We start from the raw sequence: 25,653 nt of genomic DNA on the forward strand, positions 1-25,653 counted from the left end.
AGGAAGGATACGCCATGAATACCATTCATGATTGCAAACTCCTAATCATAGATGATGAACCAACTCTTTTAAAAATGGTCATCGATTTATTAAAGCAAAACGGTTTTTATAAAATCTTTTCTGCTTCTAATTGCAAGGAGGCTCGAACACAATTTTATGCCACAAAGCCAGATGCCATTTTATTAGACGTTTCTCTTCCTGACGGAGATGGCTTTTCTTTGATGCGTGAATTTCGTTCGCACTCAATTGTTCCAGTCCTCTTTCTTTCTGCCAGAGATGAAGATGAAGATCGTTTACTCGGTCTTGGCCTTGGGGCAGATGATTATATTACAAAACCATTTTTACCACGCGAATTGATATTAAGAATTCACGCCGTATTAAATCGCACCTATTTTCCTCTTATTTTAAATCAAGAGGAGAAACCAGTCTTTACACTAGGGGCCTTAACCATTGACTTTAATAATGCAACGATTACTTCCGAAAAAGGATGCGATACCCTTACCGCAAAGGAATTTGCACTTCTTTGGAAATTATATGAGAATAAAGAGAAAATTGTATCAGGCGATAGCTTGTGTCAAGCAGCCTGGGGAGATACGCTTTATGGATATGAGAATACACTTATGGTACATATTAGAAGATTACGTGAAAAAATTGAACCAGAACCCTCCAATCCCCGCTTTTTACTTACCATTCGTGGAATTGGTTATAAACTAACGGGAGGAGAAACACTTGAAAGGTCTAATTAAAATACTAAGTCGTTATGTGATTTCAGCTACCGCAGTAGCAATCTTTTTGCTTGTCATTAATTTTATTTTATTGGTAGCAATTACCGTTAAATCAGGAAGTACCACTTTGAAAAAAGAAAGTGTTCAAGAGCTCACAAAAAACTTGATAAAAGTAGATGATGAATATAGATTGCCAGATGATTTTACAACAACTCTCATACAAAATGACCAATGGGCAATGCTTCTTAATGAGGAGGGCAGTGTTGTTTGGAGCTTAAATCTGCCCTCTGATATTTCGTTACAATACTCACTTTCTCAAGTGGCTGGGTTTTCTCGTTGGTATTTAAATGATTATCCCGTTTATGTATGGCAGCATTCAGATGGACTTTTTGTATGGGGGCATCCAAGACATAGTGTTTGGAAGTATAGTGTCAGCATACCTCAACAATTTATGAATCGTTCTCCTTTTTATACTATATCGCTTTTTGTAGCAAATGTTATAGCTGCCCTTGTACTTGCTTTGCTGCTTGGACTTCGCTTATTTCGTTCGTTAAAGCTACTTACGAAAGGAATTTATCAATTAACACAAAAACAACCCGTCACTCTTTCGACTCAAGGTTTGCTTGGAGATGTGGCCAAAGTCATTAACCAGACCTCAGAAAAGCTAATCAACCAAGAAGAAGCTCTAAGTAAAAGAGACAGTGCAAGAACTACTTGGATTGCTGGTATTTCTCATGATATTCGTACTCCACTTTCCATAGCAATGGGCTATTCAAGCCAGTTAGAAAATGACTTAGAGTTAACCTTAGCAAAAAGAGAACAGGCAGAAACCATTCGAAAGCAATGTGAACTAATCAAAACACTTGTAAATGATTTAAACCTTGCTTCAAAGCTAGAATATGACATGCAGCCTTTTCACTTTGAAGTGATTTTACTTGCACCTTTCTTGCGAAACATTGCCGTAGACTTTTTAAACAGCAAATCAAGTGACCTACACAGCCTTGATGTATGTATTGATGAAACAGCTCAAAACATCTCTGCAAATGCTGACCGAGTATTGCTTTCTAGAGCTGTTTCTAATTTAATTACAAATAGTGTTCGTCACAACAAAGATGGATGCCATATTCGTCTTTCCTTAAAGTGTGATTCCTTTAATTGTAGTATCGAGGTTGCAGATAACGGAATTGGTTTTACAAAGGAAATGCTTCACACTCTAAATCACGAAAAAGCCTCTGTAGAACTAAATACACACGGACTCGGATTAACTTTAGTTAGACAAATAATAAAAGCACATAAAGGTTATACAAGATTTCAAAATCAATTGGAGGGAGGATGTATGATCACACTTTGTCTCCCACTTCATGAATCATCACATCTTTAGGAAGCTAAAAAGCTATACTGGGACAGGTAAAGGTTGTAATATTCTCCCTTTTTTTCCATTAACTCATCATGGTTCCCCATTTCTTTTATCTGTCCTTGATCAATATAGAGAATACAATCTGCATTTTTAATGGTTGATAATCGATGTGCAATGATAAAGGAAGTTCTACCCTTTAGAAGTTTTAAAAGACCTTCCTGTAGCATCATTTCAGTCTCCGTATCAATACTAGAAGTGGCTTCATCAAGTATTAATATCTTTGGGTTTGCTAACAAGGCTCTTGCAAAGGAAATCAACTGCCTTTGTCCTTGTGATAACCTGCTTCCTCTTTCATTTACCTGTGTATCATAGCCTTGTTCCATCTCCATAATAAAATCATGAGCACACACTGTTTTTGCCGCCACGATTACTTCTTCATCACTTGCTTCTCGATTTCCATATCGAATGTTATCCATAATACTTCCTGAAAAGATAAAACTATCCTGCAACATAACACCCATCTGCTTTCGCAAGGAACGAATGGTAACACCATTGATATCAATACCATCTATGGTTATTTCTCCTGAGGAAATGTTGTAGAAACGGCTTAACAAATTGATAATGGTTGTCTTTCCTGCCCCTGTTGGTCCTACAATGGCATAGGATTCTCCCTTTTTCACTTTAAAGCTTACTTTATCCAAACGCTTTATTCCATCATCATAGGCAAAATCAACTTCCTTAAATTCCACTTCACCTTGAATCGGAGGCATATCAACAGCATCTTCTCTATCTTTTACTGTTACTGGTTCATCAATCGTTTCAAAAATTCTCTCTAAATACGAAATAGAGGTCAGTAGTGAATTGTAAAAACTGGCAAGTGTTGTAATAGGATTCCAAAAGCGACTAATATATCCTGTAAAAGCAATTAAGACACCTGCTGTTATATTGCCTTCTCCTCCTAACATCCAGTTAATACCAAGTACATATATCATAGAAGTGGTTAATACCGATATGGTATCCACAATTGGTGAAAGCATCATATTATAACGCACTGCGTTCATCCAGGCACTTTTGTAATCACTGCTTAATTGATTGAAAATATTTTGATTCGTCTCTTCTCTTACAAAAGACTGTGTAACACGAATTCCATTTAAACTTTCTGCAATATAAGCGTTTAGATTTGATTGCTTATTGCTTTCAATCTGCCAAGCCCTTCTTTGCTTTTTCTTCACAGTCCAGATAAGAACTGCTAGGATTGGAATTCCGCACATACATACTAGCGCAAGCTTTACATTTATGGTTAGCATAAACACTATGATAAACAACAAGCTACATAAATCAGTAATCGTGTTTACAATTCCATTTGACAGCAAATCACTTAGGTTGTTTACATAATTTACTACACGTACTTGTATCTTTCCATGAGGTCTATCATCATAATAAGAAAATGGAAGCTCTTGAAGATGAACAAACAAATCTCTTCTTAACGCATGAATTACATTTTGACCCACACGGTTTGTTAAAATAATCTTTACTTTAAGACTCACGCAAATAAATATGGCAATTACCATAGTCAAAAGACTTAGGAAAACAATTCCCGTTATATTTTTATTAGGAATATAATCATCCATAATTGTCATAAAAAATCTTGGAGTTAACATAGAAAGAGCACTTGATACCAACATAATAACAATTGCTTTTATCATGTCTTTTTTATATGGTCCTACATATTTGGCAAGTCTTTTTAGCTGGCCAAAATCAAATCCAGCTTCTAAGGTTTCATCAATATCATATTTATTTCTAGCCATAATTAAGTGCCTCCTTTTGCTGTTCTTTGATATATTCTCTAAACTCACTGCTATTTTTTAATCGATCAAACTCGCCGTATTGATGACGAAATACGGTATCATAATAGCCTCTTTTTTGGATTAATTCTTCATGTGTTCCTTTTTCTACAATTCTTCCATTATCAAGCACTAAGATAACGTCTGCATCCTTTATGGAGGAAATTCTATGAGCAATGATAAATACTGTCTTTTTATCCTGTAGTCTAGTTAGTTCTTCTTGAATTCTAGTCTCTGTCTCCATATCAACAGCTGAAGTTGTATCATCTAGTATAATTATGGCAGGATCTGTTAGTAGTGCTCGCGCAAGAGAAATTCTTTGCTTTTGTCCTCCAGAAAGTCCCATTCCTCTTTCTCCTACAATGGTATCATATCCCTCTGGCATAGCCTTAATAAAGCTATCTGCGTTGGCTACCTTTGCTGCCCATTCCACTTCTTCGAAGGAACAATCAGGCCTTCCATATGCAATGTTTCCTTCAATCGTATCGGAAAATAAGAAGACATCTTGCATAGCCATTCCAATGTTTTGACGAAGTGAATATAAGTCCATTTCCTTTACATTAATATCATCAACATAAACATTGCCTTCACTTGCATCGTAAAAACGACATAATAAGTTCATAAGCGTAGATTTACCTGCTCCTGTTGCTCCAATAATTCCAACGGTCTGCCCAGGCTTAATTTCAAAGCTTACATCATTTAATATATCTTCATCATCTGCGTTGTAGGTCACATGCTCAAAACGTACGCTGCCCTTTAAATGCTTCTTTACGATTGCATTACTTGGCTTTTTAATATCAGGTTCGTGGCTGATGGTTGAAAATATTTTCTCTAGTGAAGTCATAAATCGTTGTATATCATTAATAAGCCACCCAGCAGTGCGAAGTGGTGTCGTAAGCATCCAAAGATACCCACTCATGGTTACCATATTTCCTAATGTCATTTGTTCATTGATTACCATAATTGCTCCAGGAAGCATCAAAAGAAAAGTTAAGACATTTGATAAAAATTCAAAAACAGGGATGTATTTCGCCCAAATCACAGCACCTTCTAATTGTACCTCTTTAAAGCTATCATTTTCTTTATCAAACTTTTCTATTTCGTAATCTTCTTTGGCAAATGCTTTTACAACTCGGTTACCACTGATGTTTTCTTGTGCAAAGGAATTTAGCCTTGAAAACATTAGCCTGCTTTTAATAAATGCAGGTTTAATATTTTTTACCTGAAAATATGTAGTAAGGGCAGTAAACGGCAAAACTAAAATCATCATAAATGCCATTTTAATATTAACGGTAAACATCATAATAAGAGCAAAACAAAATACAAATATGGATTCTACTGTCGCATAGATTACATGGGCAATAAAATGTCTGATTGCATCCATATCTCCTGTTTGTCTTGACATTAAATCTCCCGTCCGATTCTTATTATAAAAATTAAAATCTTGTAACAGTAAACGCTTATATACCGAATCTCTTAAGCTATAAAGCGTACCCTGTGATGCCTTTTCCATACTCATAATCATAACGAATCGAATTCCACTTCGTAGCAAGGTAGTAGCTACTAGTAGCAAAATAAGTTTTGGTAACAGTGAAACATTTCCTTGCTTCATTACCAAATCAACAATTGAACCTGATACCTTTGGATTAATCACTGCCAGTGCCGAGGCAATTGGTATAATTGTTAGTCCAATGATAATGTATCTGGCGTGTTTTCTTAAATGTGAGTAAAACCACTTATATGGTGTCATAACCTTATCCCCTTCTTAATAAAATAAATAAATTTACTTTTCTATCATCTTTCATTGCCATTGGAGTATATCGAAATTTATAACAAAATAAAATGTACTTTTCGACACACATGATGTATATTATTATAAAGAAGCTAGTAGAAATTGATATACATTTTATGTATCAAATGTTTTCATTCACACAAACGGAGGAAATTATGTGCGACTGCAGATTCGACATTACTTACAATGACCTCAATCCCACAATACTGTTTGTTAGCAAGGGGAAAATGACAAAGAACTCTCGTTATCACAACCACGACTTTACAGAAATTACCTTTATTTTATCCGGAAAAGGACAGTACTTTGTAGAAGGTAATACTTATGATGTTTCAGCGGGCGATTTATTAATCTGTAATTCGGGCGTGAATCATAATAACATTGTAATAAATGAAAAAGAACCTACTACTGAGTTTTTCGTAGGTTTTACCAATTTTCACTTTAAGAATATGCCAAGTAATGTAATTTCATTAAAGAATGGAGATTACATTATGCATACGAATAATAAGCTTCGCCAAGAACTTACCAAATATTGTTATGCTATGCTTGCAGAAAATGAAACTAATCAAGCTGGAAAGTACTTTATGATAAAAGCGAATTTAATCCAATTTCTGTTGCATATCATACGCCAAAACATAGAGCCTTGCCCACCTCAAGCAGGGTATCATTTTGATAGTCATCATAAGAATGATGTGGTAAATCAAATCATTTCCTATTTGGATACACATTACAATGAGAAAATCTCTTTGGATGCGATTGCTCAAAATATGTATTTAAGCTCTGTGTACATATCAAAGATTTTTAAGGATGAAACTGGAGAATCACCCATTAATTATTTGATTAAAATAAGGCTTGAAAAAGCAAAAGAAATGCTTGTTTCCTTAAAATCAGACAGTGTAAAAGAAATTGCTACTTTGGTAGGCTATGAGGATGTATATCATTTTAGTAAGCTATTTAAGAAATATTATGGAATGTCACCATTGCATTATAGAAAAAACTTTATTCGTTCGTAGGTTAAGTGATATATAGGTATATATGGGGTAGGTGCAAAGCATTTACCCTTTTAATTATTAATATAGGTTATAGGTACTACGAATGCTCCTATAAAAATAATTAAAATAACTCATAAACCGTTTGAGAAACCTTACATGAAATGTTATAATTAATGATGCAAGTTCAAATAATTTATATTAAGATAAAATATTTTGGATACTTTATTTAATATGCGAAAGGACCCTTTGTTTATGTTTCGATTATGGGCTAAAATATATTCTAATAACCGTCTTATAAAAGACATTACTATAGAAAATGATTCAAACGATACTCGTACCCACAAAATCTTTCACGGGTTGGAACAAATTTGTTATGACTTTGACCTTAGTAAACCAATTTGGTTGGAATCAAACATCAATGAATTCAAACGCCATAGCAAAGTGCGCTTTTCAAAAGATTCTTTCGTTGATGAAATTGATTTTGATTTTCTTGAAATCCAAGTGATTGAAGAGGATTAATTCCATTTGTGAGTGCAAGGCATTATCCATTTAAGAAATTTAATGTATTATATTTAAATCATTTATTATCTCGATCGTTACCATATCTTTTACTTGGTGCGAGTGGTTATAATGAAATCTACTATTAAGCAGTTGTTTCATATTACAGGGGTGTGTATTAATGCAGAATATTTCTTTTCATTCAATTTCAGAATCAAGGATTCCTATCGCCATTACCGACCTAAATCTTACTCTTCAGTATGGAAATAAATCTTTGTATACCTTAATTGGGAATGATTTATTTTATTCCATTTATAAAGTTGTGCTTCCTTCAGACCGCACGCGGTTATCTGAATGCATTCATAATATCTCTATCACCAAGTCTGTTACTGATATTTTTTCTATTTTATACAGTGATAATGAATATCATCACATGCTACTTAATTTTACTTATATTAAGAATAATAAATTAATTAAAATAGAGTTTCAATATCTATCCGACATCATCAATGAACATTCCAAGCTTGAATTTGATTTGATAAAATATCGTACTTTATTTACTTTGGTTGGTGATAAAATATTTGAGTACCAGCCCGAAACCAATCATTTTAAATTTTACTGGATAAACGAAAAACAAAATATATTGCTATTTAATGGGGATTTAACTATCTGGAAGGATGACATGATGAAACAGGAGCGGATTGCAAGGGAAGACCTTTCTGTTTTTTTAGAATTTTGCCAGTCCTTAGTAGAATCTATGAAAAACTTTGAATACCAGATATCTTGTAGTATACTTTCCAATGGTGAGATTTTTGAAACAACGAAACTAAAAGGAATTACACTAAAAGACCATAATGATAAAAAAATTGTAATTGGGGTCTGTCTTCCTTTTAATACCATACATAATACCAAGGAAAATCATTTTATTGATAATTTGTATAAAGATGAGTTGACTGGACTTTTAAATAAACGCGAAATTAAAAGTTATGCACAGAACCTATTAAGACAACAACCTGATCACAATATATATCTTTTCATTATGGATTTGGACAACTTTAAACAATGCAACGACATGTTTGGGCATATGTTTGGAGATGAGATCTTAAAGGCGGTATCAACCATTTTGAAAAATACGATACAACAGCATGGTGTGGCTGGTCGCATTGGAGGAGATGAATTTCTTGTTATTTTGGAAGATGTCGATTCCGAAAAGCTTCTTCGAAATATGCTTCGTTCCATCCGTGCAAACATACAATGGTTATATAAAGAAAAGTTGGCTGCCTTTCAGCTTGGCTGTTCTATGGGCGTTGCGTGCTATCCAAAAGACGCTTCCGACTATGATACACTTTTTAAATTGGCGGATTATTCCTTATACCTTGCTAAAAACAAGGGAAAGAGTCGCTACATTATCTATGATTCAAAACTACATGGGTTGGTAAACTGTAATGGGAATGATAACTCCATTTTGACTCAAAACATTCCATTTCAAACAACCGTAACTCTTTTGGATGTGCAAAAGAAAATATTTTTGTTATATACAAAGGGTAAGCCTGTCATACCAGAGATATTTCAGGTGATAAAGGAATTCTATAAATTACATAACATCGTAATATATATCCCTAATTTATCGTATGCTGATGTTGATTCCCTCAACAGCAATACTTTGGTTTATATGCCCATGATGTTTTACGAAGACTATTTGTCACAATTTATTGAAACAAGTACCTATTGCGTTACAAATATTAAGAACATTGAATTTACTTACAGCAAAATATATCATTATTTTTCTAATCTTTCCTCAACGTCTTACTTTCAATGTTTGATGATAGAACCAAGCAATCATCAAATAAATGGAATTATTAGTTATGAACATTCCAGTGTCCATTATTCATGGTCAAATGATACAAGGCAGCTACTTGCTTTGATAAGCTCTATGGTAAATGCCATATTATTTACTTAAAAACACAGAGTATCAAATACGATACCCTGTGTTTTTATTTTAATCTATAATCTTTTTAAAAGCTCTTCTCTTTCTTTTTCAAATCCAGGCTTACCAAGTAGGGCAAACATATTCTTTTTGTAGCTTTCTACACCTGGTTGGTCAAATGGATTTACTCCTAATAAATATCCACTCACACCGCAAGCAAATTCAAAGAAATAGAATAATTCACCTAAATAAAATTCATTTTGCTCTGGAATGTGAACTAACAGATTTGGTACATCACCATCTGTATGTGCTAAAATGGTTCCATTCATAGCACTTTTGTTTACAAAGTCAACGCTCTTTCCTGCCAAGTAATTTAATCCATCTAAATCCACTGGCTCTTCTTCTAGTAAGATTTCACACTGAGATTTTTCTACATTCAATACAGTTTCGAACATTATTCTTGCTCCGTCTTGAATGAATTGTCCCATAGAATGTAAGTCCGTGGTCAAATCTACAGCCGCTGGAAGGATACCTTTTTGGTCTTTTCCTTCACTTTCTCCATATAATTGTTTCCACCATTCAGATATATAATGTAAGCTAGGTTCATAGTTTGCAACGAACTCTACCTGCTTTCCTTTTCTTAATAAGATATTTCTTACCGCAGCGTATTGTAAAGAATCGTTTTCTTCAAACTTATTTTCTAATGCTTTTTTTCTTCCGCTAGCAGCACCTTCCATTAATTTATTAATGTCTGCTCCACTCACTGCGATTGGAAGTAGACCTACTGCTGTTAAAACTGAGAATCTTCCTCCAACATCATCTGGAACTACAAAGGTTTCATAGCCTTCTTCTGTTGCTAGTTTTTTTAATGCTCCTTTTGCCTTATCTGTCGTTGCATAGATTCTCTTTGAAGCTTCTTCTTTTCCATACTTTTCTTCCAATAGCTTTTTGAATACACGAAATGCAATCGCTGGCTCTGTTGTGGTACCAGATTTAGAAATTATATTAACGGAGAAATCTTTTCCGTCTAATACATCCATTAAATGTTTGATATAGGTGCTACTGATATTATTTCCAACATAATAAATTTCAGGAGTTTTTCTGATTTCCTTTGAAACAGAATTATAGAAATTATGTCTTAAAAACTCAATGGCTGCTCTTGCTCCAAGGTAAGATCCACCAATACCAATTACTAATAAAACATCGGAGTCTTCTTGTATTTTCTTTGCTGCTTTTTGAATATTTGCAAACTCTTCTTTATCATAATCAACTGGAAGGTCAATCCACCCAAGAAAGTCATTTCCTGCTCCTTTTCTCGATAACAATTGCTCCTTTGCCGCTTCGGCTAAACCACTCATCATACTAACTTCTGCTTCATTCATAAATGATAAAGCCTTTGAATAATCAAACGTAACTTTGTTTTCCATTTGTACACACTCCTTTATATCTTTCAGTTGAATCTTATCCGCACTCTTACAACTACTCTAATACAATAAAAATAGTTGTGATAAATTTGTCAATCTTTATTGTAGCAAAGTAGTTCCATGAAATCAAGATAAAAATTGACTTATTACATCCTCTATGATTGCTTCTGCGTTACTTTGAGATTCTTCCACAGACTCTGTCTTTTTATTTTTTTCTTTTTTCTGATAACGCAAAAGAATTTCATTGTCTTCCTTTTTGTTTTCTCGTATTACTGGAATGTCTTCTATTATTTCTCTTTCTTCTTCTGTGACTGCACCTGTTTTTACTGTGTCATGGGTGAGATGATTTTGCAACGAATTTTCAAAAAAATCAATTAAATTTGTATATACTATATTTTTTTTATGCCCTGTATCTAAGATCACTTCTGCTAGCTTTAATGTTAAAATTGCTCCAATTCCATATATCTCATACGAGGATCCTATTTTTACACTATATCCTTCTACATAGCAAATGAGTCCGCTTACAATACCAAACGTTCCACATAGCCAACCAAGCACAATAGGTATGCGATGCAATTGGTACATGCTAATACCACCTACTCTGTGCTTGTACATATATTTATCTACAAATATATTGACATTATTAACACCAAGATTTAATTTATAACAGTTTTCAAATTTTAACTTCATCTGCTTTATCAACTTGTTTTTAGAAGCTGGAATATTTTCCGATTCCTCCATTAACTTAACATAAAAAAATGTTTGTATTACTTTGATTACAACAGCAAATACAGTGGCAATAATAATACCATATTTGATAAAATCCCCTTTTAATATTTCTTCCAAAATAAATATTCCCCTTTCTTTCAATCTGGCTGCCTCAAATATATATGTATCAACCATATTGGTTTATACAAAATTATAGCTTATCAGGCATAGAAAAAAAAGAGAGGGGAAGGAAAAATCGTTTTACAAAAACCTAGTGTTTATAAGGGATTTTGACATTTTTATAGTTCTTTAAGCATATTCTCTACTAATATGACGGAATGTTCAATCGCCTTTTTTTCAAAAGTTGGGTAATCTACAAATGCACTATCATCTGCCTTATCAGAAATGGCTCTTAAAATCACAAAAGGTAACTGATTCAAATATGCTACCTGCGCAATTGAAGCACCTTCCATCTCTGTACAATAACCGTGAAAGTTGCTTTCAATTCGCTCCTTTACACTCTTATCTGAAATGAATTGGTCGCCTGTCACCACTCTTCCAATATGAGCTTTTATGTCTGGAATTTCTCTTTCACAAACTTTTTTTGCCAATGACACAAGACCTTCATCTGCTATAAATGTAGATGTCTCCATTCTAGGTATCACACCAAGTTCATAACCAAATCCCGTGGCATCTACATCATGCTGAATCGCATCACTTGATATTACAATATCTCCGATATCAATTTTATTTTGTAAAGAACCTGCAATTCCTGTATTGATGACACGACAGATTTTAAAATCATCAACTAATATCTGTGTACACACTGCAGCATTTACTTTACTTATTCCACTTCTAACAATCACAACTTCTTTTCCATTTAGAATACCTTTGTAAAATTCCATAGATGCTTTCTTTATTATCGCATCTACCTGCATCTTACTTTTTAAGATATTCACTTCTTCTTCCATCGCACCGATGATACCTGTTACTCCCATAATAATCTCCTTCATTTTTCAACATACATGATTACTATATTAAGATAGAAATAGTAACGAGTAAGCAATTTTTTCATATTATTATTGTTATAGTCAGCCATGCCACCTTTTGCAAGCAAGCTTTCATAGTTTTATGTTTACTGCGCATGCCTAGACTGTTACCATTATATCAGATTTTTTTTTATTGACCTAGTATAATTAAATAAATTTTGCTATACTTTAAGAAAGTATAAATAGGAGGATTTGAAATGTTATATAAGACATCAGGAGTCTGCACACGTGAAATCAACTTGGAAATTGAAGACTCTGTTATAAAATCAGTTGAGTTTGTCGGTGGATGTGCTGGAAATACACAAGGTGTTGCAAGGTTAGTAGAAGGAATGAACGTGAATGAGGCAATCAAGCGTTTAGAGGGTATCAAATGCGGTTCCCGTTCTACTTCATGTCCTGACCAGCTAGCATTGGCACTTCGACAGGCTTTAAAATAAATTGGAGGCACCTTTTTCATGAAACGAATCATACTTACCGGTGGCGGAACCGCCGGACATGTAACTCCTAATATAGCTTTGCTCCCAAAGCTTAAGGAGGCAGGATATGATATAAATTACATTGGTTCCTATGACGGAATTGAAAAAAAACTAATTAACGATTTTAATATACCATATTACGGTATCTCCTCTGGAAAACTAAGGCGATATTTTGATGTAAAGAACTTTACAGATCCCTTTAAAGTATTAAAGGGACTAGGTGAGGCATCAAAATTAATGAAACAGTTAAAGCCAGATATTGTCTTTTCTAAAGGTGGATTTGTAACCGTACCCGTTGTTTATGCCGCCAAACGTCTTAACATTCCTGTTATCATACATGAATCAGACATGACACCAGGGCTTGCAAATAAGCTTTCGCTTCCTTTTACTAGTAAAGTATGCTGCAATTTTCCAGAGACTGTACAATATTTGCCAGAAGGAAAAGCTGTACTAACTGGATCACCCATTCGCCAAGAGTTGTTATCAGGAAACAAATTAGCTGGTATTAAGCTTTGCGATTTTACTGTAAACAAACCTATTATTATGGTGATTGGCGGAAGTATGGGCGCTGTTGCAGTAAATCAAGCGGTTCGCAGTGCACTTCCAAAACTATTGGAGAATTATCAAATAGTACATTTATGCGGTAAAGGAAAGCTTGATGCGTCCTTAGCAAATAAAAAGGGATATGTTCAGTTTGAATATGTCAAAGAAGAATTAAAAGATTTATTTGCTATGACAGATGTAGTGATATCTAGAGCAGGTGCAAATGCTATTTGTGAACTGCTTGCTTTGAAAAAGCCAAATATATTAATTCCACTTTCTGCCGCTGCAAGTAGAGGCGATCAGATACTTAATGCGAAGTCTTTTGAAAAACAAGGATTTAGTTTGGTGATACAGGAAGAGTCCGTAACGGATGAACTTTTGATTCGCTCTATTGATGAGTTATATCAAAACAAATCAAAATACGTAGAGGCTATGTCTAAAAGTAAGCAGGCAGATTCCATTGATGTAATTGTGAAATTAATACAATCTCTCTCATAATACAATTATGCTCTTGTCTAATCAATGCGGATTGAAATTTCTTTCAATCCGCATTGATTAAATCAAGACATGGTATCTCTATTTACCACTACTTTACCTAAGTACGTTCGTCTAAAAATTCAACTGTTTTGCTATGCTTTGCATTTCTTCCTCTGTAATATCATGAACCGTCCAGCCAACTTTTGCATCATCATTTATAAATCTTGGAATCAAATGGATATGGAAGTGAAACACAGTTTGTCCTGATGCTTCCTTATTGTTTTGTACAATATTGAATCCATCACAAGAAAGTGCCTTTGTCATTTTCTCAGCCAGCTTCTTCGCCAAAACAAAGGCTTTCGCAGTCATCTCCTCACTTAATTCATAAATATCTTCATAATGCTGCTTTGGAAGAATCAATGCATGTCCTTTTGATGCAGGACCTCTGTCTAAGATTACTTGAAATAATTCATCTTCATAGATGGTAACAGATGGAATCTCTCCATTTGTAATTTTACAGAAAATACAATCGTTATTTTTCATTTTACAGTCTCCTTACTTTGTGTGTCACATTTTGTTACATTAATCTATTTGTAATATTTACAATTTAGTGCTAGACTGAGTTGGGGTGATAAATGAATGTTAAATAACAATGACAGGCAACAACTAGAGAAATTAATGGAAACAGATCCTGAACTTAATCGTCTTATAACCAATGTTATGGAAACTTACAAATTTAATATTTGTAAATTTTCACATGAACTAAGAAATCCTATCACATTAATCAATAGCTCTTTGCAATTGATTGAATCTCAGCACCCTGAAGTAAAAAACTTTAAGTTTTGGAATGAAACAATGGCTGATATTCAATATGTTCGATCCTTATTAGACGAATTATCCACTTATAATCAAAGTGAAACTTTGCACATGTCTAGTTATAGTATCAGTGAGCTTATGGATTCTGTTTGTTCTTCTATTCGTAATGATACTTGTGACTATTGCACACTTACCTGCACTTACGATAATTCTCTGCCGATTATGACTGGAGATATGGTAAAGATGCGACAAGTAATTACGAACTTACTTAAAAATGCAAAAGACGCTGTTAACCCTGAAAACGGTTCCATTCAAGTACGCATACAAAATTTGAATAACTCCCATATTCAAATTATCATTTCAGATAATGGCTGTGGTATCCACCCTGAATATCAGGATACCGTGTTTGAACCGTTTGTGACCCATAAAACAAATGGGTCAGGACTTGGCCTTTCTATATGCAAAAATATCATTGAGGCCCATGGTGGTTCTATACGATTTGAATCACAAATCAATATAGGAACCTCCTTTTATATAACACTCCCAATCTCTTCTAATGTTTGACCACGCCCACGATTTTCGTGGGTTTTTTATATAATAGGAAAGTTCTTTGAACTTCCCTATTATAATTTCTAAAAAGTGAATACATCATCTAATAACCGAAGAATTTTAAAATCACCCTTTGCCGTCATCTCTCCAGACATAAATGCTCTTTGAAATGTCATCTTACCATGTATGATACTATCCATCACTTGGCTTGTCAGTTTAATTTCCACATCTACATTCTCTTTATTACCATAATAACAATTTATTTCACTTTTATTAAGTTCCAAAATTAGTTTTTTTTGTTTATCAGATATGGTAAAAGCATAGCTTGAGATAGCTTCATTTTTTGATTCAAAATGACTTTTAAAATCATTGATATATTCCATTCCTGCTGTATTATCACTTAAATCTAATTTGGCCTTAAAAAGACTGGCAAGCTCTTCAATGTCTGCCTTTTGCTTTTTAACATATCGATCATCAGAGGCAAATTTTGATAATTGTTCTGTTTCTTGTGGCGTAAGTTCAATACCTTTTGTTCTTAATACATTTTGCTTTACAGCCATGTTACTGGTAGGCATGTTCTTTAATTTTTGAGATATCGCTCGATATAAATTCTCAGATGCCTTTTCAATCAAAACGGAGTAATCCTCATTCACTTCAAAACTTGCTAAATCATCCACATATCCACAAATTCCATTGCATTCCAAGCCTCCAAGTAAGGTCCATGCATTGGATAATGTAAGACTTGCTTCTCTTTCGCCATAGGTAGTTGACATCACTACTGGCTGCATATAAACACTGCTTAATTTTTCTTTATCCGCATACAGCCAACAAGCGTCAAGAAACATTTGCATATATCCACCAATTCCAAGCCATTCTACAGTGGTGGCAAGGATGATACCATCTGCTGCTTTAAGGGTTTGTGGTAATGTCATAATCGAATTTTTTTGTTCAAAAAGATTATATTTTACTGTTTCTACTCTTAGTTCGTCAAATACCTGCTGCATTTTATTTATGACATATAAAGTAGGGTCATCAATAAGCCCTCTTCCCCCATAATATATATTTATTCTCATGTATACCTCCTAGTATTCCTCAACAGTAAGAAATGATTTGGTTAAACCTTATTCTTTATTGTATAATATCACTGTCAAAACGGCAAGAAGGTTTTTTTCTTCGATACAGCAAAAGAGCAATTATAATGCCACTTAAAAATCCCCCAATATGAGCTAAATTATCAATCCCAGATTCGCTATATCCATGATAAAGACTAAATAAAGCTAATAAACCAAGTCGAGTTGAAGTCATCTCCTCTAGACGTCCTTTATTTACAATTACCACATAAAGCAACGCTCCAATCACTCCAAATACGGCTCCTGATGCACCTGCAGATACCACAACTTCTCCTTTGCTATAATTATAAACACAAGAAAGAACACTTGCACCAAGTCCACTTAATAAGTAGATCATGACAAATCTAACTTTTCCAACAGCACGTTCTAAATTATCACCTAAAAAAAACAAAACCAGCATATTATTAAACAGATGCTCGATTCCAAAATGCAAGAACATTGAGGTTAATAAACGATAATATTGTCCGTAGTCAATGATTAATGGTGCAAGAGCGGCTCCACTCTCTAACATAAATTTAGAATCAAGCGTAGAACCCTTCAACTCTAATACGATGAATACAATAATATTTGCCAAAACAAAACAGTTGGTACATATTGCATTTTTCATTACTCTATAATAAGCTTCTCGAAACATAGTAAGCCTCTTTTCATTTCTTAATAAAGAGACATTAACACTTTCTGAAATGGATGTCAACAATATGGGGCGTAGCTTATCACTTAAAATGCTCACGATGGGATGAATTTTTTTTCATATTTGCCTCCCTTATCGCAATTAATTATCGACACGTTCATCATATATTCATTATAAATCATTTCTATTAATTCGGCTTTTTTCCTTAGCGTATCGTATATTAGCGATTATAGTCGAAATATAGTTAACGAAACACATATTCAACGGTAGCAAATTGTATCCTATCTTCTGGATGTATTTCCACGGTTTCATTGGCCTCTAGCCTTCTGCCATTGTGAAACGTTCCATTTGTAGAGTTCAAATCAGTAAGAAAATATTTGGAGTCTACTTTTTTTATTTCAGCATGAATTCTGCTTATTCTTTCGTCTAAAACCACTCCGTCTACATGTTCTTGCATTTTCCCAATTAAAAAGGTCTTTTCTTTTAAGTCAAAGTTTTGATATATGTCCATTGTAGAAATCAGCCTTTTATTTGGTACACGATAATTTAATAATACGGTATTTCCATAATATGAAGATTCCAAATCCTCTTTTATACTCTCATTATGTACTTCTTCTTTATGAATTAATGTAACAGGTTCAACACTCTCCTCTTTGTCTTTTTCTAATTTTGTCTGAATTGATTCATCATCTTCCACAATAATTAAACTATCGGACTCCTCTTCTTGTTTTGACTGTGCCTTTTTATAGAAACTATAGATTACTATTACAATCACTATCAGTAGAACGCCTCCAACTTTTAGTAATATATCGTTATTTATTTCAATGGATTTGATAACTGCAAGGTTTTGATATAAAAAGTAAAGCAGCAACGCTAAGGCACTTATAATAACGAGACCTCCAAATAAAAAAAGTGGTTTTTTACTTTTTATTTTTTCTGTACTTTTTTCTACCTCCTCGCTAGCTTGGCTTACTGTTGGAATTTCTTGTTCAACCTCTTTTGACTTACTATACTCCACTTTATTTTCCTCTATTGTAATGGAACTTAAGATGTTTCTTAACGAATAATTATCATTCATAGTCTGACGATATAGCTCATAAGCAGTTGCTACGGTATACTTATCTTCATGGTCGATTCGTTCCAAGATGTAAGCGGTTAATGTATGAAAGCTTTGACTGATATCCTTTTCAAAACCAGGCATATAGCAAAAATAAATCTGATTCGTTTCTATGTTCATATATATGTATTCCGGCTCTAAAATAAAGTCATTCGGATTTAAAAGATATTCAAAGCTACTTTCTAATACCTTTAAAAAGCTTGTAACCAAAATGTTTAACTCTTCTTTTTTTATTTTCTTTTTTTCAAAAATGCGACTAATTGGATGCTTTGATGTAATCTCATAATAATATTTTGTTGCTTGATCAAATTTTCTAACATTACATTTCAATATAAATGGAATCTTATTTGAGATAAGCATTCTTACACGATAATCATCACTATTAGAAAGCGAATCATCACTTAGAATCATATAATTATTGTTTAAGTCTCGTTTAAACTCTAGCTGCATATCGTCCTCCTTATTGATTAGTTTATAAAACCTTCTACTATCTTACAGTACCTGATAAAGGTTACAGGATTTACGCGATTCATTGATTTTGTTGTAGCGATATTCAAACTGTTACTATTAAAAATCGTCTGTGAAATAAAAATACTAGGAAAATAAAATACTCCGCTACAAGATACTGTAATCTTTTTCTTTTCCACTTTAATGTTTGTTGTTATGCTTCTTGTTACAAGTACTTTATTTAATATTACTTGCTCACAATCTTGTTCTAGCTTTTGTTTAATTTCTGAATTGGATAAATTCTTCTCGTTTGTATACTTGTTGGCAAGTATAATGGCTCCTTCTTTTATGACTGCATTGTCATGCAAATAAAAGCTTATAAACAAAAGTATAACAATTGTTCCAATAATTAACGGCATAAGCAAGGATGCTTCTAATGTATAGCTACCTTTTACCTCCATATTATTAGACCTCCAGCAAATGATAGTAACAAAAATGGTATAAATGGAATTTCATAATTTTTATTCATACCTTTTTTGAGTAAAATAAAAGCACCAACAATAGCAGAAAGAAAGGTAGCTGACAACAACAATAATAAGTTATCATAAAAGCCTAAAAATAAGCCCGTTACCATTAATATAATTCCATCCCCACTCCCTATTTTTCCTTTTGTCACAAAGCTTATCATTAGTAATACAATTCCAATCCCCACTCCTCCTATTAAGGAAGTAAGTGGTACTAATTGATAAGAGAGATTACATATGACACCACTTACTAAAAAAGGAATTAAAAAATATAGATTAATTCTTTTTGACTTTAAGTCCATAATACTCATTATGCTAAGCATTGTAAGCACCAAAATTTTAATTACGACCATATTCCCTCCATACTCTAGTTGCCACATCTTTGGCATCGTTGTCTGCCTTCTATTTGAGAGATTGGTATTGCAATGATTCCTCTTCGAATTCCACTACAATCTCTTCGTTTATGATAACGATCTCCTGTGTTTGTAATAAATAAGCTTCCATCTCCTTGCTCATCGCCGCAAAGCTCACATTCATAATATTTTCCACCACTGTCATTTCTAAGATTGCTAACCTGTGTTTCTCTTATTTGAGATACAGATAGGTTTATATGGGTACAGGAAATATCAACGTGATAAACACTTCCATACTGCGTTATGTAAACCATTTCCTCTTCTGTATCAGAGCCATTCGATGCATCATATCCAGTCCAAGCTCTTATTCTTGCTCTTTGAATGACTCGTACCTTATCTATTTGAAAGAACTGGAAGGGTATTTTTATGCTATATATACCTACAACGTCAATCATATCCTCCTCTTGCATGTAAGAAGATAAAAGAAGGCTAATTCCACCTTCAACATGGTTGATTTCAAAGTAATTCTCACCTAGTTCATTTGTTATCTTACTTTTTACATACAGGCTGCTTAACATTCCAGATACCAAGTTTTCTACTTGTCCAGATGCGATGATATCATTACTTTGGGCACGTTCATAGACATAAGCATATAATGCTAAGTCCTTACTTTGTTTGTATAGCTCGTTTCCAACTTCCGCCTGTATCTTTACAATCTCAGTAAAGTACATCATAAAGCAAATAGCAAAGATAAAAATCGGGAGCACCATAGCTGCTTCTACCGTAAGACTTGCTTTTTGTGAGATGAATGAAGACACCCTTTCAGTCTTTGTACTCTTCTTATCATTTGGGGATGATAGTATGTGAAGTGTGTGGAGAGAGTTGTAAGTTTGATTGTAATTTGTATTTTTGTGATTCTGAAAGGGCATCTTCATTCACCTCCTTTGTCAATAATAGGAAAAATCCTTTGTTACGCTATAAGAATATGTATCGCTACCTCTTTCTAAGGTTCGAAACGGTAATCTTAAAAATAACCCTTTTGTTTCATATTGAATGTTTGTTTTGAAGCTTTGAGTACAATTATCAATTCTAAATTTTTCATTTATCATTTGAATATTTAATTCAATTAAATCAAGACTGCGTTTTATCTTTTTATTGTGATTTGAAAAGTACAAAAGTAATTTCAAATACCCTTCATAATCAATTCCTCCTTCATCTTCCTCCCCGCTATCTAGAACTTCTGATAGATTGCCTAGATTCTCAAGAGACAGATTCCAATTTGTGCTATTTTTAATAAGTGCTACCTTCTTTCCCGAAAGAAGCATACGAACTTCAAGTACGCTTTCTGCAAATGCCCAAGATAGTAACAGAATCATTTGAAGAGCCGCAATAGCAAGTGGTCCCAAGTACCCGACAATTGTAGTTGCCAAGGCAGTGGCTGCCTCTCGTTTAACAGAATCTGTTAATAAGTAAGTAAAATTAATCCCTTCTCGCATTAACAATAATTTATTTACAACGGCTTCTAAGTTTGCTTTGTCACTTTCTTTTCCTCCTAGAATATATTCTGCTTGATACAAAAGAACATCATCATTATCATAGTCTTGTGTTAGATAGTTGGGGAATTTTTCAAAAAGATATTCATTAAATATAGCTTTGTTGATTGCTCCATTACCTTTCCCTTCAAACGTTCCATTTCCAGTTTTTAATTCTCTTTTTGATGAAACATGATTTAAGTTTCTTATTTTTTTATTGGATAAGGTAGACGAATCCTCTAGAACAAGTTCTAGAATTGGGGAAGCTTGTAATCCTTTGATGGTATCTGCTGGATTGTATACTTCTGGTGGTTTGGGAGGTATCTCTACTTCATCTTCTCCCTCCTCTGCCGCTTCAAGTGCTGCATCATACTCAGCCTGATAAGACTCTTTTGCACCATCAATTTCACCTTGCAGACTACTTTCCTCCTCTTTATATGTTTCAAAGCTTTCTTGATTTTGTTTAATTTCCTCATTATATTGTCCTAAGAGATCTTGAACAATTGATAAGCCCAGTTTATTTTCCATGTAAGCAATTGCTTGACTATAATAAGCCTTTGCGTTGCGATCAGTAGCCAGAACATGTTGATCGGTCATTACATTTGTTACTTTTGTTCGCCAAAGCTCAGAATAACGAAATAATTCCATTGCTTCTAGCCCTTTTGTAGTATGGGTATTGTATTCTACAAAGGATTTTATTCGAGCATTCACTCGTTCTATTGTTCCATCTTCTGTTTGATATCCCATATCAATAAAAAATAAGTCGTATCGATCTAATAAGTCTCTGTTATATTCAGCAAATGCAGAATATATTCCCATGTCGGTTATGTTTTGTATCTGCATACGAACACCTTGCAACCTTGCACTTTCTATCGTAGTGCAAACCACTGAAAGTATGAGGGTAAGTATCAGACTTAAGAATACAGTAATATGTCCTTTGCTATAATATTTTGTTTTACTCATCTTATCTTTCCTTCCCCTCTTTACTTTAATCATTACAATATTACAAATAGTATTACTTTCAGTATTTATCCAGGAAAACTGATACGTTTTAAATCCCAAATAGTTTAGTTGTAAATACCTTCTGCTCCGGATTTTATTTTTTTGAAGATATTATCCACTAAGCCTGTCAGCTCATTTTTAAAGACAGCAACTAGCGCAATCAAAACAACCAGAATAAGAATAATCTCTACTACCCCTACTCCGTCTTCCTCTTGAATGAATCTTTGTATTATATTCATATGAATCCTCCTTTTTCTTGTCTTATTTTTTATCTATATTACATTTGAAAGGACATACATGCTGGTATCATAATAATGATAAGTACGACAACTAAATTTAAAAACATAGGTAACATAAGCTTTGTACTTGCTTCTTCACCCGCTACTTTTGCATAGGCTTTTCTATCTTCAAAGGCATCCAAACTTTCGTTTTCCAGAATCTTGGATAAGCCTTTGGAACCCTTTTTTAAATTCTGGGTAATTAACGAGATCATCTTCATATATCTTTGGTTTTTCATTCTTTTTCCAAACTCCTCGTATGCATACGCTTCTGATACGCCACTTGTAATTTCATAATAACTAATTAGCATTTCTTCATACGCATAACGAAAGTATTTTTTATCTATCTGCTTTTTCTCACGGTAATCAAGTGCTATTTTTTGCCATGCGCCTTTTACCGTCATACCTGCGCCTAATAGCAATGTTAATTTACTTACAATGTCTGGGTAATCCGTTAATAGCTGTTGACTTCTTTTTTTTATCTTTTTTTCTAAATCTTTATCCTTACCAATATAAATAAGAATCGAAGAAAAAATCCCTAGTATCCAAATCAAATGAGCCGTGTTGTCTTTTGGTTCACTCCATACGATTGTTTTTCCGTTTATACTTAGAGGAAGCTCTATGTATTTACTCGTTTGATCCCTTTCATCCGCCTGCTTTAATTGCTTGGATAGGTTTAATCTTACCCTCTCTTCGTCCGTTAAAAGTGGTGGCAAGATTTTAAGAGGAAGCTGTATCTTATCTTCGTATTCTTGACAATGAAGCGTGGCAATGAGATTAACCAAAGTTCCTTTTTCCTCAATATCTTGATTATTGATTTCACCATTTGTTCCTACTACTTCAAAATTACTCGTTTCCCAGCTTATTGTTAGTGGTAATCCCTCTATTCTAGTAGGAAGTACTAGTTTTGATCTAACCTCCATCAAAGAAGGATTACTTCCCTTTACAAGACTTTCAATTTGGCTTTTTGCTTCTGCAAACATTGTCTTTACTTCGTTCTCTGTTAAAAGCTGCCCGCTTATGGTGACTTTAATGTCTTGCTCCTTTAATTCGTCTTGAATGCTTATAATGAATTCTTTTGACTTTTCTCCTTCTTGGTAACTGCCACGCTCCACATATTTGTCTTCTATAATTGCACTTTCTTTTTTTTGTCCAAAGGATGCCAATAGTGTAAGAATACTTCCTGCAAATATCAGTAAAATGGATAATGCAATTTTTTCCACATAAAACTTTTTTATATGAAAGGTTGTTCGATCAGTTGGATTTATTTGTTTTAAACGCTCGATAACCACAGGTTTTAAAAACACATTTTGAATCAGTCCCTTTTTTTGTTTTAATAAAACCTCTACAATCGGAATGCTTAATCTATAAAACGGTATGTAAAGTTTTGAAGTAGGTTTGTATGGTTCAAACTCTATTTTTCTGAAAGCTATCATAGCTGTCATAATTCCTATTATCATTCCTATGGAAACAAACATACTATACCTCCACATCCACTATATTTCTGCCTAACCAATATGCCAAAAGATAGATTGAAAGACATATTGTCATCACAATGATTCCAAAAATGTTATGATATAAAATATTAAAATACTCTTTTGAAGTGATTCTGATATATAAGATAATAAACATCGGTATTAGATTCATTATTTTTTGTTCTAATCTTTTATTTGCAAGCAAAACATTAATCTCTCTTTTTACTTCTATTTTTCCTGTTATACTATTTACAGTCATATCAATAATGGCTAAAAAGTCACCGCCAGATCGTTTTGCAATGGAGAATACTTCTGTAAAACTTTTGATATCCTCATCTTTACTTCTTTTTGCCAAATCTGCCAATAAACTTTCTATTGTCTCATTCATTTCAAGCTTTCGCATGATGTGGTAGAGTTCTCTCATAATTAATGCATCTTTGGAATAAACCAAAGCCAATTCATCATAACTTTCAGCAATAGCATTTTCTACTGAATAGCCTGCTGCCAATGCGTTAGATAAGCTACTTATTGCATCCTTAAATTGAAAATTTAATTCTTTTCTTCGCTTATCGTTTAATATTTTCTTTTTGTCATCATAGAAGAATTTAATACATGCAAATAAAATTATGATGGCAAATATAGAGTGATAAAACAACCATCCGATTAAGATACTTAGTCCTAACCACTCTCCTCCATATAAAATTGCTTCTATTTTGGTAAACTTATATTCATCGTAATGAATCATTTTCCTCCCCCTTTTTATAAAGAGATACCAGCAGCCTTTAATTTGTCTGTATATTTTAAATCTGTAATCTTTTGCAAGCTTCCTATCACACAGTCTTTCTTGCTGTTTGTTTCTTCAATGAATTGATAGAGTGGTGTCGTTTGTATTTCTCCATTTTCATATCCTGTAATCTCTACAATTTCTAATACCTTCCTACTCTTGTCTCTAAGTCTTCCAAGATGCACAATAATATCAATTCCAGCTTCTAGCTGTCTTCTCACCGCATTGATTGGAATATCCATCCCCATTAAAATCATCGTTTCAAGCCTGCTTAACATATCTTTTGAACTATTAGCATGTCCTGTAGAAAGGGAGCCGTCATGACCAGTATTTAAGCACTGTATCATATCAATTGCTTCAGTTCCTCTTACTTCTCCAACAATAATCCGATTGGGTCTCATACGAAGAGCTGACTTAATTAAGTCACGAATCGTAATTGCAACCATGCCTTCTACATTCGCATTTCTTGTTTCCAGTTTTACAAGATTCTCAATTCCATTAATCTGTAATTCTGCTGAATCTTCAATTGTAATAATTCTTTCGTCTTTGGGAATAAAATTTGATAATGCATTTAGAAAAGTGGTTTTACCTGATCCAGTTCCTCCACTTATAAAGATGTTATAGCCTGCTACTACAAGCTTTTCTAAAAAATCTGCTGCTTCTTGGCTGATTGAATTCCATTTCAGAAGCTCTCTCATACCAATGGGCTTATCGGGAAATCGTCGTATTGTTACAATTGGTCCATTCAATGCGACTGGAGGTAATACTACATTTACTCTGGCTCCATTTTCTAATCTTGAATCCACAATCGGAGTTGATTCATTGACCACTCGATTGGTACGTGCTACAATTTGTTGAATTACATCTGAAAGCTTTTCTTTGCTTTCGAAACTCTTTTCCCATTTGTATAAATGTCCCGCTCTTTCAACAAAAATATTATCCGTTCCATTAACCATAATCTCTGTCACTGTATTATCATCCACCAGCTCTTGTAGAATATCAAGCTTTCTTAGAGAATTGAACACTTCCGTACGAAGCGTATTCTTGATTTCTAGGCCTATGTATACTTCTTTTGATAATTCTATGATGTATTGATCAATCATTTCATAGATTTCTTCATCTTTCATCTCTCTTGAAATATCAAGTTCGTTAATTACGTGCTCACGTATCATTTTTAAATATTTTATTACCTGGCCTTCCATACAA

25 protein-coding genes are annotated in these 25,653 nt (G+C 33.6%); 8 read left to right on the forward strand and 17 right to left on the reverse strand.

All coding sequences use genetic code 11. From position 1 onward, the window contains the following. Nucleotides 1–14 precede the first annotated feature (14 nt). Nucleotides 15–746 carry a response regulator transcription factor gene (locus F7O84_RS13880; RefSeq protein ID WP_151146337.1) on the forward strand — a complete coding sequence of 244 codons (732 nt, stop codon included), beginning with the start codon at nucleotides 15–17 and terminating at the stop codon, nucleotides 744–746. Continuing rightward, nucleotides 730–2,106, forward strand: coding sequence for a sensor histidine kinase (locus F7O84_RS13885; protein ID WP_151146340.1), 1,377 nt, complete (start codon nucleotides 730–732; stop codon nucleotides 2,104–2,106). The genes F7O84_RS13880 and F7O84_RS13885 overlap by 17 nt, the downstream gene beginning before the upstream one ends. Here the strand turns inward: F7O84_RS13885 and F7O84_RS13890 are convergent. Then, nucleotides 2,103–3,890, reverse strand: coding sequence for an ABC transporter ATP-binding protein (locus tag F7O84_RS13890; RefSeq protein WP_151146343.1), 1,788 nt, complete (start codon nucleotides 3,888–3,890; stop codon nucleotides 2,103–2,105). The genes F7O84_RS13885 and F7O84_RS13890 overlap by 4 nt on opposite strands. After that, nucleotides 3,883–5,676, reverse strand: coding sequence for an ABC transporter ATP-binding protein (locus F7O84_RS13895; protein ID WP_151146346.1), 1,794 nt, complete (start codon nucleotides 5,674–5,676; stop codon nucleotides 3,883–3,885). The genes F7O84_RS13890 and F7O84_RS13895 overlap by 8 nt, the downstream gene beginning before the upstream one ends. A gap of 197 nt (nucleotides 5,677–5,873) precedes the next feature. On the opposite strand from F7O84_RS13895, the gene F7O84_RS13900 reads away from it, so the two are divergent. The 3 genes from F7O84_RS13900 to F7O84_RS13910 all read left to right on the forward strand — a co-directional run bounded on the left by F7O84_RS13900 (nucleotide 5,874) and on the right by F7O84_RS13910 (nucleotide 9,165). After that, the gene (locus F7O84_RS13900) at nucleotides 5,874–6,728 is read left to right on the forward strand and encodes an AraC family transcriptional regulator (RefSeq protein ID WP_151146349.1); all 855 of its coding nucleotides are present in this window, start codon (nucleotides 5,874–5,876) and stop codon (nucleotides 6,726–6,728) included. A gap of 231 nt (nucleotides 6,729–6,959) precedes the next feature. Further along, a complete protein-coding gene (locus F7O84_RS13905) occupies nucleotides 6,960–7,226 on the forward strand; it encodes a hypothetical protein (RefSeq protein WP_151146352.1) in 267 nt (88 codons plus the stop codon). A 160-nt stretch (nucleotides 7,227–7,386) separates the two neighbouring features. After that, a complete protein-coding gene (locus tag F7O84_RS13910; RefSeq protein WP_151146355.1) occupies nucleotides 7,387–9,165 on the forward strand; it encodes a GGDEF domain-containing protein in 1,779 nt (592 codons plus the stop codon). Nucleotides 9,166–9,209: 44 nt separating this feature from the next. Here F7O84_RS13910 and F7O84_RS13915 read toward each other — a convergent pair whose 3' ends face one another. From F7O84_RS13915 to F7O84_RS13925, 3 genes are all read right to left on the reverse strand, one after another. After that, nucleotides 9,210–10,559 (reverse strand): glucose-6-phosphate isomerase, encoded by a 1,350-nt coding sequence (locus F7O84_RS13915; protein WP_151146357.1) that lies wholly within the window; start codon nucleotides 10,557–10,559, stop codon nucleotides 9,210–9,212. Between the two features lie 123 nt (nucleotides 10,560–10,682). Further along, the gene (locus F7O84_RS13920; protein ID WP_151146360.1) at nucleotides 10,683–11,459 is read right to left on the reverse strand and encodes a hypothetical protein; all 777 of its coding nucleotides are present in this window, start codon (nucleotides 11,457–11,459) and stop codon (nucleotides 10,683–10,685) included. A gap of 104 nt (nucleotides 11,460–11,563) precedes the next feature. Continuing rightward, nucleotides 11,564–12,262, reverse strand: a complete 699-nt coding sequence (locus F7O84_RS13925) for a 5'-methylthioadenosine/adenosylhomocysteine nucleosidase (RefSeq protein ID WP_151146363.1) — start codon at nucleotides 12,260–12,262, stop codon at nucleotides 11,564–11,566. Nucleotides 12,263–12,510: 248 nt separating this feature from the next. Here F7O84_RS13925 and F7O84_RS13930 point away from each other — a divergent pair, with 248 nt between their 5' ends. Together F7O84_RS13930 and F7O84_RS13935 are read left to right on the forward strand one after the other, a co-directional pair. Next, nucleotides 12,511–12,750 (forward strand): TIGR03905 family TSCPD domain-containing protein, encoded by a 240-nt coding sequence (locus F7O84_RS13930; RefSeq protein ID WP_151146366.1) that lies wholly within the window; start codon nucleotides 12,511–12,513, stop codon nucleotides 12,748–12,750. 18 nt (nucleotides 12,751–12,768) lie between these two features. Then, nucleotides 12,769–13,830: an undecaprenyldiphospho-muramoylpentapeptide beta-N-acetylglucosaminyltransferase gene (locus tag F7O84_RS13935; RefSeq protein WP_151146369.1), complete on the forward strand. Its 1,062-nt coding sequence runs from the start codon at nucleotides 12,769–12,771 to the stop codon at nucleotides 13,828–13,830. 111 nt (nucleotides 13,831–13,941) lie between these two features. Here F7O84_RS13935 and F7O84_RS13940 read toward each other — a convergent pair whose 3' ends face one another. Beyond that, on the reverse strand, nucleotides 13,942–14,352 hold the full coding sequence (locus tag F7O84_RS13940; protein ID WP_151146371.1) for an HIT family protein: 411 nt from the start codon (nucleotides 14,350–14,352) through the stop codon (nucleotides 13,942–13,944). A gap of 96 nt (nucleotides 14,353–14,448) precedes the next feature. Between F7O84_RS13940 and F7O84_RS13945 the strand changes: the two genes are divergently transcribed. After that, nucleotides 14,449–15,189 (forward strand): two-component system sensor histidine kinase NtrB, encoded by a 741-nt coding sequence (locus tag F7O84_RS13945; protein WP_151146374.1) that lies wholly within the window; start codon nucleotides 14,449–14,451, stop codon nucleotides 15,187–15,189. 68 nt (nucleotides 15,190–15,257) lie between these two features. On the opposite strand, the gene F7O84_RS13950 is transcribed toward F7O84_RS13945, so the two are convergent. The 11 genes from F7O84_RS13950 to F7O84_RS14000 form a co-directional block, all read right to left on the reverse strand. After that, on the reverse strand, nucleotides 15,258–16,247 hold the full coding sequence (locus F7O84_RS13950) for an SCP2 sterol-binding domain-containing protein (RefSeq protein ID WP_151146377.1): 990 nt from the start codon (nucleotides 16,245–16,247) through the stop codon (nucleotides 15,258–15,260). Between the two features lie 55 nt (nucleotides 16,248–16,302). Then, complete coding sequence (locus tag F7O84_RS13955; RefSeq protein WP_320411225.1) at nucleotides 16,303–17,034, reverse strand: rhomboid family intramembrane serine protease; 732 nt, start codon at nucleotides 17,032–17,034, stop codon at nucleotides 16,303–16,305. Nucleotides 17,035–17,179: 145 nt separating this feature from the next. Continuing rightward, a complete protein-coding gene (locus F7O84_RS13960; RefSeq protein WP_151146380.1) occupies nucleotides 17,180–18,502 on the reverse strand; it encodes a DUF6382 domain-containing protein in 1,323 nt (440 codons plus the stop codon). 17 nt (nucleotides 18,503–18,519) lie between these two features. After that, the gene (locus tag F7O84_RS13965) at nucleotides 18,520–18,960 is read right to left on the reverse strand and encodes a hypothetical protein (protein WP_151146383.1); all 441 of its coding nucleotides are present in this window, start codon (nucleotides 18,958–18,960) and stop codon (nucleotides 18,520–18,522) included. Continuing rightward, nucleotides 18,951–19,376 carry a prepilin peptidase gene (locus F7O84_RS13970; protein ID WP_192451760.1) on the reverse strand — a complete coding sequence of 142 codons (426 nt, stop codon included), beginning with the start codon at nucleotides 19,374–19,376 and terminating at the stop codon, nucleotides 18,951–18,953. Before F7O84_RS13970 ends, F7O84_RS13965 begins: the two co-directional genes overlap by 10 nt. Nucleotides 19,377–19,390: 14 nt before the next feature. Continuing rightward, nucleotides 19,391–20,305 (reverse strand): hypothetical protein, encoded by a 915-nt coding sequence (locus F7O84_RS13975; protein WP_151146390.1) that lies wholly within the window; start codon nucleotides 20,303–20,305, stop codon nucleotides 19,391–19,393. An 18-nt stretch (nucleotides 20,306–20,323) separates the two neighbouring features. Further along, the gene (locus F7O84_RS13980) at nucleotides 20,324–21,871 is read right to left on the reverse strand and encodes a DUF5702 domain-containing protein (protein ID WP_151146393.1); all 1,548 of its coding nucleotides are present in this window, start codon (nucleotides 21,869–21,871) and stop codon (nucleotides 20,324–20,326) included. Between the two features lie 104 nt (nucleotides 21,872–21,975). Then, nucleotides 21,976–22,149, reverse strand: coding sequence for a Flp1 family type IVb pilin (locus tag F7O84_RS13985; RefSeq protein WP_151146396.1), 174 nt, complete (start codon nucleotides 22,147–22,149; stop codon nucleotides 21,976–21,978). A gap of 38 nt (nucleotides 22,150–22,187) precedes the next feature. Continuing rightward, nucleotides 22,188–23,666 (reverse strand): immunoglobulin-like domain-containing protein, encoded by a 1,479-nt coding sequence (locus F7O84_RS13990; RefSeq protein WP_151146398.1) that lies wholly within the window; start codon nucleotides 23,664–23,666, stop codon nucleotides 22,188–22,190. Nucleotide 23,667: 1 nt separating this feature from the next. Continuing rightward, the gene (locus tag F7O84_RS13995) at nucleotides 23,668–24,408 is read right to left on the reverse strand and encodes a type II secretion system F family protein (protein ID WP_151146401.1); all 741 of its coding nucleotides are present in this window, start codon (nucleotides 24,406–24,408) and stop codon (nucleotides 23,668–23,670) included. Nucleotides 24,409–24,422: 14 nt separating this feature from the next. Continuing rightward, on the reverse strand, nucleotides 24,423–25,649 hold the full coding sequence (locus F7O84_RS14000; RefSeq protein ID WP_151146404.1) for a TadA family conjugal transfer-associated ATPase: 1,227 nt from the start codon (nucleotides 25,647–25,649) through the stop codon (nucleotides 24,423–24,425). Nucleotides 25,650–25,653 lie beyond the last annotated feature (4 nt).

Origin of the sequence: Candidatus Galacturonatibacter soehngenii (genome assembly GCF_008830185.1) — a bacterium.
Lineage (GTDB): Bacteria > Bacillota > Clostridia > Lachnospirales > Lachnospiraceae > Lachnotalea > Lachnotalea soehngenii.

Bases quoted from the DNA above. Each gene is read 5' to 3' on its own strand.
- F7O84_RS13880 (WP_151146337.1), top strand. From the start codon at position 15: ATGAATACCATTCATGATTGCAAACTCCTAATCATAGATGATGAACCA.
- F7O84_RS13890 (WP_151146343.1), bottom strand. From the start codon at position 3,890: ATGGCTAGAAATAAATATGATATTGATGAAACCTTAGAAGCTGGATTT.
- F7O84_RS13895 (WP_151146346.1), bottom strand. From the start codon at position 5,676: ATGACACCATATAAGTGGTTTTACTCACATTTAAGAAAACACGCCAGA.
- F7O84_RS13900 (WP_151146349.1), top strand. From the start codon at position 5,874: ATGTGCGACTGCAGATTCGACATTACTTACAATGACCTCAATCCCACA.
- F7O84_RS13905 (WP_151146352.1), top strand. From the start codon at position 6,960: ATGTTTCGATTATGGGCTAAAATATATTCTAATAACCGTCTTATAAAA.
- F7O84_RS13910 (WP_151146355.1), top strand. From the start codon at position 7,387: ATGCAGAATATTTCTTTTCATTCAATTTCAGAATCAAGGATTCCTATC.
- F7O84_RS13915 (WP_151146357.1), bottom strand. From the start codon at position 10,559: ATGGAAAACAAAGTTACGTTTGATTATTCAAAGGCTTTATCATTTATG.
- F7O84_RS13920 (WP_151146360.1), bottom strand. From the start codon at position 11,459: ATGGTTGATACATATATATTTGAGGCAGCCAGATTGAAAGAAAGGGGA.
- F7O84_RS13925 (WP_151146363.1), bottom strand. From the start codon at position 12,262: ATGGGAGTAACAGGTATCATCGGTGCGATGGAAGAAGAAGTGAATATC.
- F7O84_RS13930 (WP_151146366.1), top strand. From the start codon at position 12,511: ATGTTATATAAGACATCAGGAGTCTGCACACGTGAAATCAACTTGGAA.
- F7O84_RS13935 (WP_151146369.1), top strand. From the start codon at position 12,769: ATGAAACGAATCATACTTACCGGTGGCGGAACCGCCGGACATGTAACT.
- F7O84_RS13940 (WP_151146371.1), bottom strand. From the start codon at position 14,352: ATGAAAAATAACGATTGTATTTTCTGTAAAATTACAAATGGAGAGATT.
- F7O84_RS13945 (WP_151146374.1), top strand. From the start codon at position 14,449: ATGTTAAATAACAATGACAGGCAACAACTAGAGAAATTAATGGAAACA.
- F7O84_RS13950 (WP_151146377.1), bottom strand. From the start codon at position 16,247: ATGAGAATAAATATATATTATGGGGGAAGAGGGCTTATTGATGACCCT.
- F7O84_RS13960 (WP_151146380.1), bottom strand. From the start codon at position 18,502: ATGCAGCTAGAGTTTAAACGAGACTTAAACAATAATTATATGATTCTA.
- F7O84_RS13965 (WP_151146383.1), bottom strand. From the start codon at position 18,960: ATGGAGGTAAAAGGTAGCTATACATTAGAAGCATCCTTGCTTATGCCG.
- F7O84_RS13970 (WP_192451760.1), bottom strand. From the start codon at position 19,376: ATGGTCGTAATTAAAATTTTGGTGCTTACAATGCTTAGCATAATGAGT.
- F7O84_RS13975 (WP_151146390.1), bottom strand. From the start codon at position 20,305: ATGCCCTTTCAGAATCACAAAAATACAAATTACAATCAAACTTACAAC.
- F7O84_RS13980 (WP_151146393.1), bottom strand. From the start codon at position 21,871: ATGAGTAAAACAAAATATTATAGCAAAGGACATATTACTGTATTCTTA.
- F7O84_RS13985 (WP_151146396.1), bottom strand. From the start codon at position 22,149: ATGAATATAATACAAAGATTCATTCAAGAGGAAGACGGAGTAGGGGTA.
- F7O84_RS13990 (WP_151146398.1), bottom strand. From the start codon at position 23,666: ATGTTTGTTTCCATAGGAATGATAATAGGAATTATGACAGCTATGATA.
- F7O84_RS13995 (WP_151146401.1), bottom strand. From the start codon at position 24,408: ATGATTCATTACGATGAATATAAGTTTACCAAAATAGAAGCAATTTTA.
- F7O84_RS14000 (WP_151146404.1), bottom strand. From the start codon at position 25,649: ATGGAAGGCCAGGTAATAAAATATTTAAAAATGATACGTGAGCACGTA.